The organism is Microcella alkaliphila (genome assembly GCF_002355395.1).
GTDB classification, from domain to species: domain Bacteria; phylum Actinomycetota; class Actinomycetes; order Actinomycetales; family Microbacteriaceae; genus Microcella; species Microcella alkaliphila_A.
On record NZ_AP017315.1, the window covers coordinates 99,326 to 112,646 of the forward strand.

General features: G+C 68.9%; 12 protein-coding genes and 2 pseudogenes. 7 read left to right on the top strand and 7 right to left on the bottom strand.

Features of this window, described 5'->3' with window-relative positions; genetic code table 11:
* Nucleotides 1–46: 46 nt before the first annotated feature.
* From CPY97_RS00455 to CPY97_RS00485, 7 genes are all read left to right on the top strand, one after another.
* The gene (locus CPY97_RS00455; protein ID WP_150129147.1) at nt 47–310 is read left to right on the top strand and encodes a hypothetical protein; all 264 of its coding nucleotides are present in this window, start codon (nt 47–49) and stop codon (nt 308–310) included.
* Between the two features lie 47 nt (nt 311–357).
* On the top strand, nt 358–624 hold the full coding sequence (locus tag CPY97_RS00460; protein ID WP_150129148.1) for a hypothetical protein: 267 nt from the start codon (nt 358–360) through the stop codon (nt 622–624).
* Nucleotides 621–1,775: a glycerate kinase gene (locus CPY97_RS00465; protein WP_096419888.1), complete on the top strand. Its 1,155-nt coding sequence runs from the start codon at nt 621–623 to the stop codon at nt 1,773–1,775. The genes CPY97_RS00460 and CPY97_RS00465 overlap by 4 nt, the downstream gene beginning before the upstream one ends.
* 730 nt (nt 1,776–2,505) lie before the next feature.
* The gene (locus CPY97_RS00470) at nt 2,506–3,345 is read left to right on the top strand and encodes a DeoR/GlpR family DNA-binding transcription regulator (protein WP_096419890.1); all 840 of its coding nucleotides are present in this window, start codon (nt 2,506–2,508) and stop codon (nt 3,343–3,345) included.
* The gene (locus CPY97_RS00475) at nt 3,342–4,436 is read left to right on the top strand and encodes an alcohol dehydrogenase catalytic domain-containing protein (protein ID WP_197702235.1); all 1,095 of its coding nucleotides are present in this window, start codon (nt 3,342–3,344) and stop codon (nt 4,434–4,436) included. The genes CPY97_RS00470 and CPY97_RS00475 overlap by 4 nt, the downstream gene beginning before the upstream one ends.
* Nucleotides 4,433–5,278, top strand: a complete 846-nt coding sequence (locus CPY97_RS00480; protein WP_096419891.1) for a class I fructose-bisphosphate aldolase — start codon at nt 4,433–4,435, stop codon at nt 5,276–5,278. Before CPY97_RS00475 ends, CPY97_RS00480 begins: the two co-directional genes overlap by 4 nt.
* Nucleotide 5,279: 1 nt before the next feature.
* Nucleotides 5,280–6,725 carry an FGGY-family carbohydrate kinase gene (locus CPY97_RS00485; protein ID WP_096419893.1) on the top strand — a complete coding sequence of 482 codons (1,446 nt, stop codon included), beginning with the start codon at nt 5,280–5,282 and terminating at the stop codon, nt 6,723–6,725.
* 25 nt (nt 6,726–6,750) lie between these two features.
* Here CPY97_RS00485 and CPY97_RS00490 read toward each other — a convergent pair.
* The 7 genes and pseudogenes from CPY97_RS00490 to CPY97_RS00520 all read right to left on the bottom strand — a co-directional run.
* Nucleotides 6,751–7,520, bottom strand: a pseudogene (locus CPY97_RS00490) (IS3 family transposase); the annotation flags it as partial.
* Between the two features lie 68 nt (nt 7,521–7,588).
* Nucleotides 7,589–7,825: pseudogene (locus CPY97_RS00495) on the bottom strand (helix-turn-helix domain-containing protein); the annotation flags it as partial.
* Between the two features lie 99 nt (nt 7,826–7,924).
* Nucleotides 7,925–8,887 carry a 2-hydroxyacid dehydrogenase gene (locus tag CPY97_RS00500; protein ID WP_096419895.1) on the bottom strand — a complete coding sequence of 321 codons (963 nt, stop codon included), beginning with the start codon at nt 8,885–8,887 and terminating at the stop codon, nt 7,925–7,927.
* Complete coding sequence (locus CPY97_RS00505) at nt 8,884–9,579, bottom strand: RraA family protein (protein WP_096419897.1); 696 nt, start codon at nt 9,577–9,579, stop codon at nt 8,884–8,886. The genes CPY97_RS00500 and CPY97_RS00505 overlap by 4 nt, the downstream gene beginning before the upstream one ends.
* The gene (locus tag CPY97_RS00510; RefSeq protein ID WP_096419899.1) at nt 9,557–10,657 is read right to left on the bottom strand and encodes an Ldh family oxidoreductase; all 1,101 of its coding nucleotides are present in this window, start codon (nt 10,655–10,657) and stop codon (nt 9,557–9,559) included. Before CPY97_RS00510 ends, CPY97_RS00505 begins: the two co-directional genes overlap by 23 nt.
* Nucleotides 10,648–11,808, bottom strand: coding sequence for an iron-containing alcohol dehydrogenase (locus tag CPY97_RS00515; protein ID WP_096419901.1), 1,161 nt, complete (start codon nt 11,806–11,808; stop codon nt 10,648–10,650). The genes CPY97_RS00510 and CPY97_RS00515 overlap by 10 nt, the downstream gene beginning before the upstream one ends.
* A gap of 39 nt (nt 11,809–11,847) precedes the next feature.
* Nucleotides 11,848–13,308: an aldehyde dehydrogenase family protein gene (locus CPY97_RS00520; protein WP_161494029.1), complete on the bottom strand. Its 1,461-nt coding sequence runs from the start codon at nt 13,306–13,308 to the stop codon at nt 11,848–11,850.
* Nucleotides 13,309–13,321: the final 13 nt, after the last annotated feature.

Consider the following 13,321-nt stretch of genomic DNA (forward strand, 5'->3'; position numbering starts at 1 on the left):
AAATCGGACTCGAACTGCCCTCGTCCGCGCCGGTATCGTGGAGACCGTGGCTCACGTCGACGACCTCATCGCGCGAATCCGGGATGCCAGTCTGCGGACGCAGATCGCCGGAGAGGTGGCGAAGCTCGTGGAGCAAGGACTTCCTCTTCGCCTTCCAGCGCCACCTGCCATCGTGCTCGCCGCGGCGGAGGGCGTCGTGACGAGCGACGCCCGGCTTGCCGAAGTCATGGCGGACTTCACCGAGTTCAGCCTGGCCGACCATCGCATGCACCGCGACGGTTTCAGGCGGGAAGCCGGCACAGACCGATGAGGGCGGCGCTCGCGGACGCCGTGCCGGCCGAGACCGTCGTGTTAGGCGTGAGCGACGTCGTCACGATCGGAGCCATGACTGCGATCCGCGCCGCCGGCCGCGCGGTGGACGCCGACATCGCCGCCACGGGCTCCGAAGACATCCGGACGAGCCGTGACGTCTCGCCGCCCGTGACCGTTTGCGGGCCGCTGCAGGAAGTCGGCTACCAGACGCTCCAGGCCTTGGTCGACCCCGCGTCGGAGCAGGATCCCGACGCCCTACGCTTCAATGTCCGCCTGCGCGACAACACGACACGTCGGGAGCCCGCCGCATGAGACGGATCGTCCTCGCTTTGGACAGCCTGAAGGGGTCGATCGCGGCCGCCGACGCCGTAGCCGAGATTGCGTCGGGGTGGCGGAGCGTCGACCCCCTCGTCGGGACCGACCTGCGACCCATGGCCGACGGCGGTGAGGGCACGCTCGCGGCATTCGCCGAGGCGGTCGCGGGGGCCACGCGCATTCCGGTCGCGGTCACGGGCCCTCACGGACGCTCGGTCGACGCGTCTTGGTTGCGCCTGCCCGACGGCACCGGTGTCGTCGAGCTCGCCTCGACGAGCGGTATCGAGCTCCTGGGCGATGACCGCCGGCCATGGGATGCCGGGACGATCGGTTTCGGGCAGGCTATCGCTGCGGCCCTCGACGCCGACGTCCAGCGACTCGTGCTCGGCATCGGCTCGAGCGCGTCGACGGACGGCGGTGCCGGGATGCTCTCGGCCATCGGCGCGCGCATCCTCAACGGGAGCGGAGAGCCGATCGGTCCCGGCGCACGAGGTCTTCGCGACGCCACGTCGGTCGATCTCTCCGGCATCCGTCCACTGCCGTCCGGCGGCGTTGTGGTGCTCAGCGATGTCACGAGCCCGCTCATCGGGCCCCACGGCGCGGCCGCCGTCTTCGGCCCGCAGAAGGGCCTCGACGCCGCGGACGTCGAGGCAGCCAATGCTGCCCTCGCTCGCTTCGCGGATCTCGTCATCGCGGCGCGGAGCGGGGTGCCGGTCTCGGCGGGCGCGCGGCGAGCGAACACCGTGCCGCTCGGCCTGCACACCGAGATTCCCGGGGCGGGGGCCGCCGGCGGCACGGGCTTCGCGCTCCTCGCCTGGGGTGCCGCGCTCCGGCCGGGAGCGGCCGAGGTCGCCGACCTCGTCGGGCTGCGCGCCGCGATCGCCAGGGCAGACCTCGTCGTCACGGGAGAGGGATCATTCGACGGGCAGTCCGCGGCGGGGAAGGTGCCGACGCTCGTCGCCGGCCTCGCCGACGCGGCTGGCGTTCCCGTCGCGCTCGTAGCGGGGCGAATCGCCCGCGACGCGGACACGTCGGCGTTCGCGGCGTCCGTCTCGCTCACACAGCTTGCGGGTTCGGCAGCGTCGAGCCTCGCCGAACCCGCGCGCTGGCTGCGCGCCGCCGGCGCCGCGCTCGCGCGCAACCTCTGATGCCGCCCCCGCGGTTCGGCGCGTTCAGTATCGCCGGGAGTGGGATCTGGGATCTGGGATCTCGAGCCACGCCGCGGTGAGACCTGATTATGGGACGTGGAGCGCAGTCGAGACCGGCGATACCGGTGTTCACCGGACGTTCCGTTCGACGTCCGGCGGAGTTGTGATTCGTCGTCACCTCGCGGCAGTGTAAGTCTCCCGGACCCACGCGCATCCCGAATGGTCACCTCGCGCGCAAGTGTCTTTCGCCGGTCTCGGCCTCGGGTCGGTCCTCACCCTCGCAAGCTGCATTGTGAGCTACCGCCGGCGCGGGCACCGCCGCCGGCGCGACCGATCGGCTCAGCTTTCCGTCGCCGTCCGGCACCCACGGCCCCGGATGCTCGGCCAGGTCGAAGCGTCGCCGACGAGATCGCCGCGACCCACGGTCGCGAGGACCGCCGTCGAAAACCCGGGTCTGCCGCCACCCAAGCGACAGTTCGCCCGGCCAGGGCGGTGTCGTGGTCGCTCGCCACCGTGATGTCTAGAGAACGCTCGGCGTGCGCGATCTTCGCGTTCGCGCCGCCGACTCCGCCTACACCTGTCGTAAGCCCGCCAGCGCAGCCTCCCTGGTGAAGGCCTAAGGGGCACCATACCGTCGGCTCCTCGGGGCGTTAGCTACAGCGTGAGTGCCCCGGTTGCATTGATCTTTTAGATCACTTATGGTGATCGATATGATCAATCGGATGACGGCGTGAACGGGTCGGTCTCGCCGGCGTCGCGTAGACGTCGGGTCGTCGACCTCCTCTCGACCCGAGAGGGGCCGGTGAGCGCTGACGATCTCCGTTCGGAGTTAGGGGTGTCCCTGGTGACTGTCCGGCGGGACCTCGAGGCCCTCGAACAGGCCGGTCTCGTCATCCGCACGCACGGTGGCGCGCTGATCAATTCACTGAGGCCAGAACGCTCCATCCTCGAGCGCCAGGACACCAACGCGCTCGCGAAGGCTGAGATCGCCGTCGCCGGCGCGCGCCTGGTGCCACCCGGCGCGACGGTATTGCTCGACGCGGGGACGACCACCAGCCGGCTCGCTGCGGAGCTCGCGGGGATCACCGGACTGACCATCGTCACCACCGGTGTGAACGTGCTCGCCGTGCTCGCTGAGTCGGACACCGACGCTACGGTCATCAGCGCCGGCGGCACCCTCCGGAAGGTCAATCAAGCGCTCCTTGGTCCGTTCGCCGAAAACGTCGTCCGGTCTATCTACGCCGACATCGCCTTCATCGGATCGGACTGCGTCGACAGCTCGCGCGGCTTGTCCTCACGGACATCCGAGCAGAACGCCATGAAGTCGCTCATGATCCTTCAGGCGCGGCGGCCGATCATCGTCGCGGATTCGTCCAAGCTCGGCGCGAACTGGTCGACGCACTGGTTCATGCCGCCGCCTGGAGTGGAGCTGCTCACCGACAGCGGCGCCACCGAGGAGATGATCACCCCGCTCGTCGAGTCTGGCGCGTGGAACATCCTTCTCGCGGAGGCCGACGCATCGTCGGGCCGCGCAGCAATCAGCCGATCAACCAGCGAAGGAATCGCGTGACCACCACAACCATGAAGCGCGCCGTGCTGAACGCACCGCGCGACCTGCGGATCGAAACGGTCCCGGTGCCGGCGCTCGAGCCGGGCGACGTGCTGCTGCGTGTCCAGGCAGCACTCATCTGCGGCACCGACCTCAGAATCGTCGATGGCACCAAGACCAAGAATGTCGTCTACCCCTCGGTACTCGGTCACGAGTTCGCGGGCGAGATCGTCGCCTGCGAGGGCCGGCTCCCCGACGAGCTGGAGCTGGGGGACCGGGTCGCCGTCTACCCGCTCGTCCAATGCGGCCACTGCGCGAGTTGCGTCCGGGGGCTCGGCAACATTTGCCGCAACCGCCAGGCCTTCGGATACCAAATCGACGGCGCATTCGCCGAGTACGTGCGAGTGCCGGCGGTGGCCGTGCAGGCTGGAAACCTGGTCCCGGTCGGCGACACACCTGCGGACATCGCCGCCGTGATCGAACCCCTGGCGTGCGCCTACAACGGTCAACGGCTCATCAACGCCGCATCCGCTCGCTCGATGCTCGTCGTGGGTGCCGGTCCGCTCGGACAGTTGCACGTGCGGCTCGCTCGGGCGCTCGGCGTAGCGACCGTCGTCGCGGTCGATCCCGCTCCCCATCGGCGTGAGATCGCCGTCGTGTCCGGAGCGTCCAGCGCCCTGGACCCGTCCGAGGTGACTGCCGAGGTCGTCGCCGAGCTTACCGACGGAGTCGGGTTCGACACCATGGTCGTCGCCGTTGGGCGAGCCGATGCCATGGAACCGTATCTACAGATGCTCGCCCCAGGCGGACGGGTGAATATCTTCGCCGGGTTCCCGACCGGCACCGATCAGGTGACTATCCCGGCGAACTCGGTGCACTACAACGAGACGCTCATCGTGGGCAGCTCCTCGTGCCAGCTGAGCGACTTCCAGAAGGTCGCCGAGATGATCCGCACCGGAACGATCCCCGGCGAGGGACTCGTCACCGCGCACCTTCCCATCGACCAGCTCGAGCAGGGACTCGAGCGCGCCAGACAAGGCGTCGACCTGCGCATCAGCATCGACGCGACCACCGCACCGGCGACGGGCGCCACCGAAGGAGAGACCACATGACCACCGACAGCTACATCCCTCAGCTTGGAGCCGGGAGCGCCCTCGGCCGCTCGATCCGCCTCCGCCGCCTCTTCGGCGAGGACGGCAAGGCGGTTGTCGTCGCGCTTGACCAAGCCGTGCCGCGCGGAGTGGCCCCCCGGCTCGCGGCTATCCGGGACACCTGGGCCCAGATCGACGCGGGAGAGCCGGACGCAGTGACTGTCTCGAAGGGCATCGCCGCCACCCTCTTCGGCGGAAGAGGACGCTCCCGCCCGTGGATTCTCAAGGCGAGTACGTTCTCGGTGGAATTCCACCTCACCTACGACGCGACGGTGGCGTCAGTGGACGAGGCCGTCCGCCTCGGAGCCGACGCGGTCGCTGTCGGCATCAGCGCCGGCTCTTCGGTGCAGGCGCAGATGCTCGAGATGCTCTCCCGGGTCACCGAGCGGGCCGCGGAACTGGGACTGCCCACGGTCTGCCATGCCTACCCCAGCGGTGAGCTATGGGGCGACCGTAAGGGCTCGGTGGAGTCCGTCCTCTACGCAGCGCGCGCGGCCGCGGAGTGCGGTGTCGACATCATCAAGACCTGGTACACCGGTTCCGCCGAGAGCTTCCGCGAGGTCGTGGACGGCACGCCCGGCCTCGTCATGGTGGCCGGCGGGGCGAAGCTCGACACCGACCTCGAGGTGCTGCAGTTCGCGGAGTCGGTCGTCGACGCTGGAGCCGCGGGCCTCACTATCGGCCGCAACGTCTGGGGCGCGGCCGACCCGGCAGGCATGGTGAAGGCACTCCGTGCGATCGTGCACGAGGGTGTCTCGGCATCCGAAGCTGCTCGCTCGCACCTGATCGCCACGACGGCCTGACGTGAGCGGCGAGCTGTACGTCGGTGTGGACGTAGGCACGACCGCCACGAAGGCGATTCTGGTGGACGTCGATGGGCAGGTCGTCGCGCGCGGCCGAGCCGCTCACGACGCCTCCCTCTCTGCGGGGCGAGTCGATCCGGCATGCTGGTGGGCGAGCGTCGTGGACGCGGTCGTGCAGCTCGGCGGCGCCCGCGCCCGCGCGGTGACTGTCGGGATCTCGGTGCATGCGCCGGTCCTCGTCCCTATGGGCGAGGATGGGCGACCGCTCTCGGATGGGTACCGGTTCGATGCCCCAGGCCTGCCCGGGCTTGTCTCAGCCGCCGCGACGGCGATCGGTTCCGATGCACTCGCGCGCATTGGCAACCCGTACACGCCGGCTACGGCGATCGTCGTCGCGTCCCGCCTCTTCGAACGGGAACACGGTGATCGCGTGGGAGCGTTGCGCTGGTTCGGCTCCGTCGGATCGGTGCTCGGTCACCGCATGACCGGCGAGGTCGCGATCGATCCGAGCCAGGCTTCGTATTACGGCTGCTTCGACGTGGTCGGCGGAGCGCAGTGGCTGGCTCCGGCGGCGGCGGCGCTTGGCGTCTCCCTCGAGCGGCTTCCGCCGGTCCGTCCGTCCGGATCGCTGCTCGGCCCGCTCCTCCCGGACGCGGCTGAGATCCTCGGCCTCACTCCCGGGATCCGTGTCTGCGTGCCGGGCGGCGACACCCCGAGCGCGGCCGTCGCGGTCGGGCTCGGTTCGGATGCCGCGACCTTGCTGACTCTCGGCACGACGCACGTGGTCACCCGGCTGCGCACCGCGCCGGACGCCCGGAACCGCCGTCTACTGCAGCGCGCACACCTCGTAGACGGAGCGTGGCTGGCACATGGGGCGACGAACGGCGGGCTGGCGCTCTCCGTCGGCGTGCGGAAGATGGGTGGACAGGCCGAGGGCGCGGTGGCCGATGTGATCGCCGCCGCCGCCGCGCTTCCTCCGGCGGAGATCGCGATGGCGCCGTACTGGCTTCCGCACGTTATCCCGGAGCGAGGCCCGTTGTGGATGTCCGAGCCGGCCACCGGCCTCGTCGGCGTGAGGGACGGCGCCGCGGTCGAAACCCGGATGGCCGCATGGGCCGTCATTGAGGGGGTGCTCTTCGCAGACCGGCTCGTGCTGGGTCAAGTGGAAGGCCACTTCACCGGGCCCATCCGGGTCTCCGCCGACTTGTCCGGGGGCGCCGATATCGTCCAGCTGGTTGCCGACGCTTTCGGGCGGGAGCTTCGCGTAGTATCCGAATCGCACCTGTCGGCCCTCGGCGCCGCGCGGCACGCGGCGGCCGCGGAGGGGATCCACATACCCGCCGACTCAGCTGAGTTGGTCGTCGCACCGCGCTACGAACGCCGGAATCTCGTGGAGACCCGGTGGGAGACCTGGCGCACGCACCGTGCCGCGCGCCTCGGCTCCTGACGGCCGTCCGACCACCATGCACCTAGCCGACGATCTTGTTCGCCCACACGTCTTTGATCGCGCACAGGTACAGCTTGCCCTCCGCGGTCCAGTGCTCGGTGATGTCAGTCAGCCACAGCTGGTTCGGGCCGTCGGCGGTGAAGTCGCGCTGCACGAGATCGTCGTGCACCGGCGGGCCCGCCTTCCGGTAGCGGCGCTTGCGGGTCGTGATCACCGACCGGATCCCCGCGAGGCGACACAGCCGCCACACGCGCCGTTCCGAGACCCGGTCACCGAGATCGGCGAGATCGTCAGCGAGCACCCAATACCCGCCTTCGGGGTCCTCCTCGTGAAGCTGCCGCAGCACCTCGATGAGGTGCTGCTCCTCCGCTTCCCGGGCCGAGACCGGGTTGCGCAGCCACTGGTAGTACGCCTGCTCGGAGAACCCGAGCACCCTGCACGCCACCGCGACCGGCACCCTGACGGGGGCACCGGCCGCGGCCATCTCACGGACGAGCGGGTAGATCATTTCGGGGGCGTGATATGCACCTGCGACAGATACGCCGCGGCCCGCCGCAGCACCTCGTTCTCCATCTCGAGCTCCCGGATCCGCTTGAGCGCGGCCGCCATCTCACGCCGCTCCTGCGGATCGGTCGACGGGGTCATCCCATGGGACTGGAACTTCGCATCACGCACCCAGGTCTGCAGCGCGGTCTTCGAGATCCCGAGGTCCTTGCACACCACCTTCTGCGCGATGCCGGACTCCACTAGCGCGACAGCATCCCGCTTGAACTCGTCCGTGTACTTGATCGGCATGACTGCCATCCTTCCAGCGCAACCCTCCCCAGGATCACGCGGTCAAGGACTCAACCGAACCTTCACCAGACCCCGACGATCCGCCGCTCAGTGCGCTGCGGCAACCGGGACGGAGACCGGTGCGGCCGTGAACTGCGGTCAGTCAACGGCAGCCCTTCCCGATACCGTCGCGCCCACCGGGACGCGGTCGCGGGCGACACCCGGCAACGCTCGGCAGCACGCCGCACAGACCAGCCTTCTTCAGTTATCAACAGGACAAGACGACGACGACCCTCAGGAGCCAACGGAGCATTAGCGTGAGTCACGGAGACCTCCGGTTCAGTGATGTGAGTGTGGTAACCCACATCGTGCCGGAGGTCTCCGCTCACCTCATCCCACGATCACAACGATCCGGGTCAGTACACCTAGCGCACAGGGGTCAGTGGGCTGCGGCCGGCGAGCACCTCGGCGACGTTCTGCACGGCCAGTCTCCCCATGGCGTCGCGGGTGGCCGCGCCCGCACTGCCGATGTGAGGGAGCAGCACCACCCGCTCGGACGCGCGCAACCGCTCGTTCACCAGCGGTTCGTGCTCGTGGACATCTAGTCCGGCGCCCGCGATACGGCCGGATTCGAGGGCGTCCGCTAGCGCGTTCTCATCGACGAGCGGACCGCGCCCGGTGTTGATGAGATAGCTGCCCCGGCGCATCGTCGCCAGCCGCGGTGCATCGACCAGGCCCCGGGTGTCCGGGGTCAAGGGGCAGTGCAGCGTCACGATGTCCGACAGTGCGAAAAGGTCGTCGAGATCCACCGCCTCGACGTCGAGAGCCGCTGCTTCGTCCCCGCTCGCCCGGGAGCCCGTCGCGACGACGCGAACGCCGAACGCCCGCGCGCGTCGCGCTACTGCCATGCCGATGCGCCCAAGACCGACGATGCCGAGCGTCGCGCCTGCGCTTAGCTGGAGACCGATCCACTCCTTGGGCCCCCAGATCCACGAATTTCCGGCGCGGAGAAACCGATCGGCTTCGACCACGCGCCGCGTCGTGGCGAGGATCAGTGCCAGAGTCAAATCGGCTGTCGCGTCATCGAGGACGCCCGGCGTGTTCGACACGGCCACACCGCGCCGGGCCGCAGCTGCCAGGTCGATGTTGTCAACGCCCGCCGCCACGTTCGCGACGATCCGCAGGCCGGGACCCGCCGCGGCTAGTACCTCATCGTCGATCCGTTCCGTCACGAGCGACATGATGGCGGACGCGCCCGATACGGCGGAGAGGAGCGCCGATCGCTCCGGTGCGCCCTCGCCCAGGACGACGAGTTCGCCGGGCAGATCGCGGGCGGCCGACATAGCCGCCTCGGTCAGCAAGCGGGTGAGGACGATGCGCTTGCTCAACCGTCAGCCCGCTCGTGCACGCGCACCAGCTCGACGCTCGGCGCGATCCAGGACCGATCCCACCGCCCGGCGGCGATGTCGGCGCGCTGACCCTCCTCCTTTTCGACGACGGCTTCCGCCAGCTCGAGGACCTCGTGCACGCGCCGGGCGGGGACGACGACGATTCCGTCCGCGTCGCCGATGATAAGATCGCCGTCCTCGATCGGGACACCCCCGATCGTCGCGGTTCCGTGGATTTCGCCGGGCCCGCTCTTGTACGGGCCCATGTGCGAGATGCCACGGGCGAACACGGGGAAGCCGGCGCTCGAGATGAGATCGTGGTCGCGAACAGCACCGTCGACGACGATCCCGTGGAAGCCCTTCGTCTCGGCATAGCTCGTCATCAACTCGCCGAGAATGGCGTTGGTTGTCTCGCCTCGGGCATCGACGACCAGAATGTCGCCTGGCCGCCCCATGTCGAGGGCGATGTGGACGGCGAGATTGTCGCCGGGCCGCGTGCGCACGGTCAGCGCCGTTCCGACCATCGACTTGCCGGCGAGGGACGACAGGGACGCACCGATCGGACGCAGCGCGGTCGCTCCCGTGCTCCGCTGAGTGCTGTCGGAGACGGCGGGCGTCGGTAGCTCCGCGAATCGCTGGATGATCTCCGGATCGATGGGCTCGGCACGGTCATGGACGCGGACGATGTTCATGGGTCTCCTTCGCGGTCTGGCTGGCATTGTCGGTAGGAAATGGCTTCGCCGCGACCTTCTCGAGGGCGGCTGCAACGGCTGGCGGCACCGGGACCCCGTCTCGCGACCGGGCGTCCGCGGCCCGCTGCTCAAGCTCGCCGGGGATCAGCACCTCGCTCCCCTCTGCGGCGGTGAGCTTCATGGCATCGATCAGCCCGGTTATACGGTCGCCGAACCCGGAGAGCGGTTGGAAGGCGGTGATGTCGGTCAGGTTGAGGAAAGCGCCCACGCCCTGCGGTCGCTCGAGCTCGTCGTAGAGGTCTCCGACCTCGGGTCCGCAATTCGCGCCCGACAGCACCGCCGCCATGATCTCGATCATCAGCGCAATCCCGTAGCCCTTCGGACCTCCGAAAGGCAGGACACTACCCTCCAGAGCGGCGGCGGCATCCGTCGTCGGCTGGCCGGCCACATCCACCGCCCACCCCTCCGGGATGTCCTGGCCGAGCTGTGAAGAGAGGATGATCTTGCCCCTCGCGACGACGCTGGTGGCCATGTCGAGCACCACGGGCGCCCGGTCCCCTGCCGGAACGGCGAAGGTGTAGGGGTTGGTGCCCAGGAACCGCTCGCGGCCGCCCCAAGCAACCATCGTGGACGGCGCATTGCCGTATAGGAACACGGCGGCCCCACGTTCCGCCGCGCGGCGGCCGAAGTAGGCGCCGGCCCCGTAGTGATTCGAATTTCGTATCCCGACCGAAACGACCCGCTGCTCAGATAGCCGGTCGAACGCCACATCGACCGCGCGCTGCGTAACGACCTGTCCCATGCCGTTGTCGCCGTCAATGAGCAGGGCGCCGCCGCGCTCGGAGACGACGCGCACGTCGGGATCGGGATTTGTCAGGCCCCGTCGGATGCGCTCGATGTAGATGGGCACGCGGCTGATCCCGTGAGAGTCGATGCCGCGGAGGTTCGCTTCGACCAGGGAATCGGCGACGAGTTCGGCGTCGGCGGCGGGGACGCCGGCGTCGACGAAGATGCTGGCGCAGTACTCGCGCAACACCGCCGCCGGGACGGGATACGATTCCGGGGCGTTCACAGACACTTCCGCATAATTTCCACGAGATCCGCCGCGCGCGCCGGGCGCGGATTGACCACGACGTTGCCCGACGACATGCTCTCCTCGGCGAGTTTCGGAAGGTCGGCTTCAGTGACCCCGTAGGCGGAGAGCTTCGATGGCGCCCCAATGTCGACGAGCAGGTCCGAGGCTGCCGTGACACCGGCGTCGGCAGCTTGCCGCAGCGTCATTCCACGGGTGTCGATGCCGAAGAGCCGGGCAATTTCGGCGAACTTCGACTGCGCGGCGACCACGTTATAGCGCATCACCTCGGGCAGAAGGATCGCGATCACGTCGCCGTGCGGGATCTTCGCGAACGCTCCGAGCGGCATCGCCATCGCGTGGGCGAGGCCAAGACGTGTCGGTGCGAACGCACAGGCGGCCATCGTCGCGGCGATCATCATGTTGGATCGCGCGTCGAGGTCAGCGCCGTTGAAGGTCGCCTGCCGGAGGGAACCGGCGATGAGCTCGACGGCTTTTTCGGCGAGCGCTTCCGAAATCGGCTGCGTGGCCTTGTTGACGTAGGACTCAAGCGCGTGGGCGAGTGCGTCAGCACCGGTGCCTACGGTCTGCCGGGCGGGCAAAGTTAGGGTCAGCGCGGGGTCGCAAAGCGCAACAGTCGCGGTCATATTCCGGCCGCCGATGCCGTACTTGTCCGACTTCTCCTTCTCGGAGATGACCGCCCAGATGGCGCACTCGCTGCCTGTTCCGGCGGTGGTGGGAATGGCGATGACCGGCAGACCCGGCGCGCTCGGAATGTTCAGACCGACGAAGTCGCGGATGTGCCCGGGGTTTCGTGCCATCAGCGCCGCTGACTTCGCCGTGTCGAGGGCGCTCCCTCCGCCGACGCCTACGACTATGTCCGCGCCAGAGGTCCGCGCCAGCTCGGCGGCGGCCATGACCCCCTTGGCATCGGGCTCGGGCTCGACGTCGGTGAAGACGGCCGGCTCGAGACCGCTGTCGCTGAGCAGATCGACGACGCGGTCCACGACGCCGGCAGCGACGAGGCCCGGGTCGGAGACGAGTAGCACCGACGAACCGCCGAGCGCTGCCACCTCAGTCGGGAGCCCGGCCAGAGCACCGACGCCGAAGGTGATGCGAGTAGGAAGCTCGAAGGTGAATTGGCGATGGTATTTCATGTGATTCTCTCGCTGTCATGCGTCATATCGGTCGGAAAGTTAGGGCTGCTGGTCGTAGATAACCTTCAGGCTGGTGAAGAACTCGGTCGACGTCGCGCCGATCCCGAACGCGCCCTGCCCAGACTGCGCCACCCCGCCGAAGGGAATGTGACCCTCGCTCACCGTGCCGTGGTTGACGTGCACCATGCCGGACCGGGATGCCATCGCGACGCGGCGAGCGACGCTTCCGTTGTCGGCGAACACGGAGGCAGTCAGCCCATACTGCGTCTCGTTGGTGACTGCGATGGCCTGGTCGATGTCTGCGACCGGGATGACCGCGAGCACCGGCGCGAAGACCTCGTCGACGGCGAGCGGGCTACCCGGCGCGACGTCGGTGAGGATGGTCGGCGGTACGAAGTAGCCGCTCTCGCCGCTTGGGTCCAGTACCTCTCCGCCCACCAGCACGCGCGCGCCGTTGCTCTGCGCTTCGGCGATGTAGCGCTGGGTCCGCTCGAACGATGCCCGATCGACGACCGGCCCCATGGTGGTGCCCTCCTCTAGCCCGTGCCCGACCACGTACTTCTGCGCCGCACGGGCGAGTGCCTGCTCAAGCGCCTCGCGGATCTCCGGCACGACGATGACGCGGCTGATTGAGGTGCACCGCTGACCGGAGGCGGTGAAGGCTGCACCCGCAATTTCGCTGGCGACTCGGTCGACGTCCTCGACCTGGGACACCACCGCGGCGTTCTTGCCCCCCATCTCCAGCTGGGTCCGGGCGTTGCGTGCGGCGGCACGCGTCGCGATCCCGAGTCCAACCTCGGTGGACCCTGTGAAAGTGATCCCCGCGATCTCGGGTGATTCGACGAGCAGTAAGCCCGTCTCGCGGCCGGAACCCAGCAGCAGGCTGAAGACGCCCGCCGGGAGCCCCAGCTCGTGTAGGATCTCGGCGACGATGACGGTCGTGCCCGGTGCCTGCATGGCGGGCTTCAGCAGGACGGGGCACCCGTTGACCAGGGCGGGGATGACCTTGCGCACCGGGGTCAGGATCGGGAAGTTCCATGGCGTGATCGCGGCGACCGGGCCGATAGGCTGGCGGATGGTGCGGATGTCGGTGTTCGGCCGCGTGCTCGGGAACGTCTGCCCGCCACCACGCAACGCCTCGCCCGCCCAGAACCTCGCCTCGAAGAACACACGGCTGGTCTCGCCATACGACTCGGCGCGCGTCTTGCCCATCTCGCGCGTGGCGATGTCGGCGAGGTCGTCCTGTCTGTCCGCCCACAATCGGAGGAAATCGTAAACGAGGTCGCTGCGCTCAGCGGCGTTGGTCTGCGCGAACGCCGGCGCAGCGGCGGCCGCCGACGCGATCGCCTCCTGGGTCTCCCGCTCGGTGGCGAGGGCGTAGCGGCCGACGACCTCGTCCGGGCGCCCGGGATCGCGCGTCTCGACGGTCTTCGCATCCGGGTTATCGAGCCAGCGTCCCGCAACGTAGCTGGAACGGGTGGACAGCAGTGTGGAGGTCACGATATGTTCTTTC

Coding starts and splice junctions, on each gene's coding strand:
- CPY97_RS00465 (WP_096419888.1), top strand. CDS start 621: ATGAGACGGATCGTCCTCGCTTTGGACAGCCTGAAGGGGTCGATCGCG.
- CPY97_RS00480 (WP_096419891.1), top strand. CDS start 4,433: ATGACCACCGACAGCTACATCCCTCAGCTTGGAGCCGGGAGCGCCCTC.
- CPY97_RS00505 (WP_096419897.1), bottom strand. CDS start 9,579: ATGAACATCGTCCGCGTCCATGACCGTGCCGAGCCCATCGATCCGGAG.
- CPY97_RS00515 (WP_096419901.1), bottom strand. CDS start 11,808: ATGAAATACCATCGCCAATTCACCTTCGAGCTTCCTACTCGCATCACC.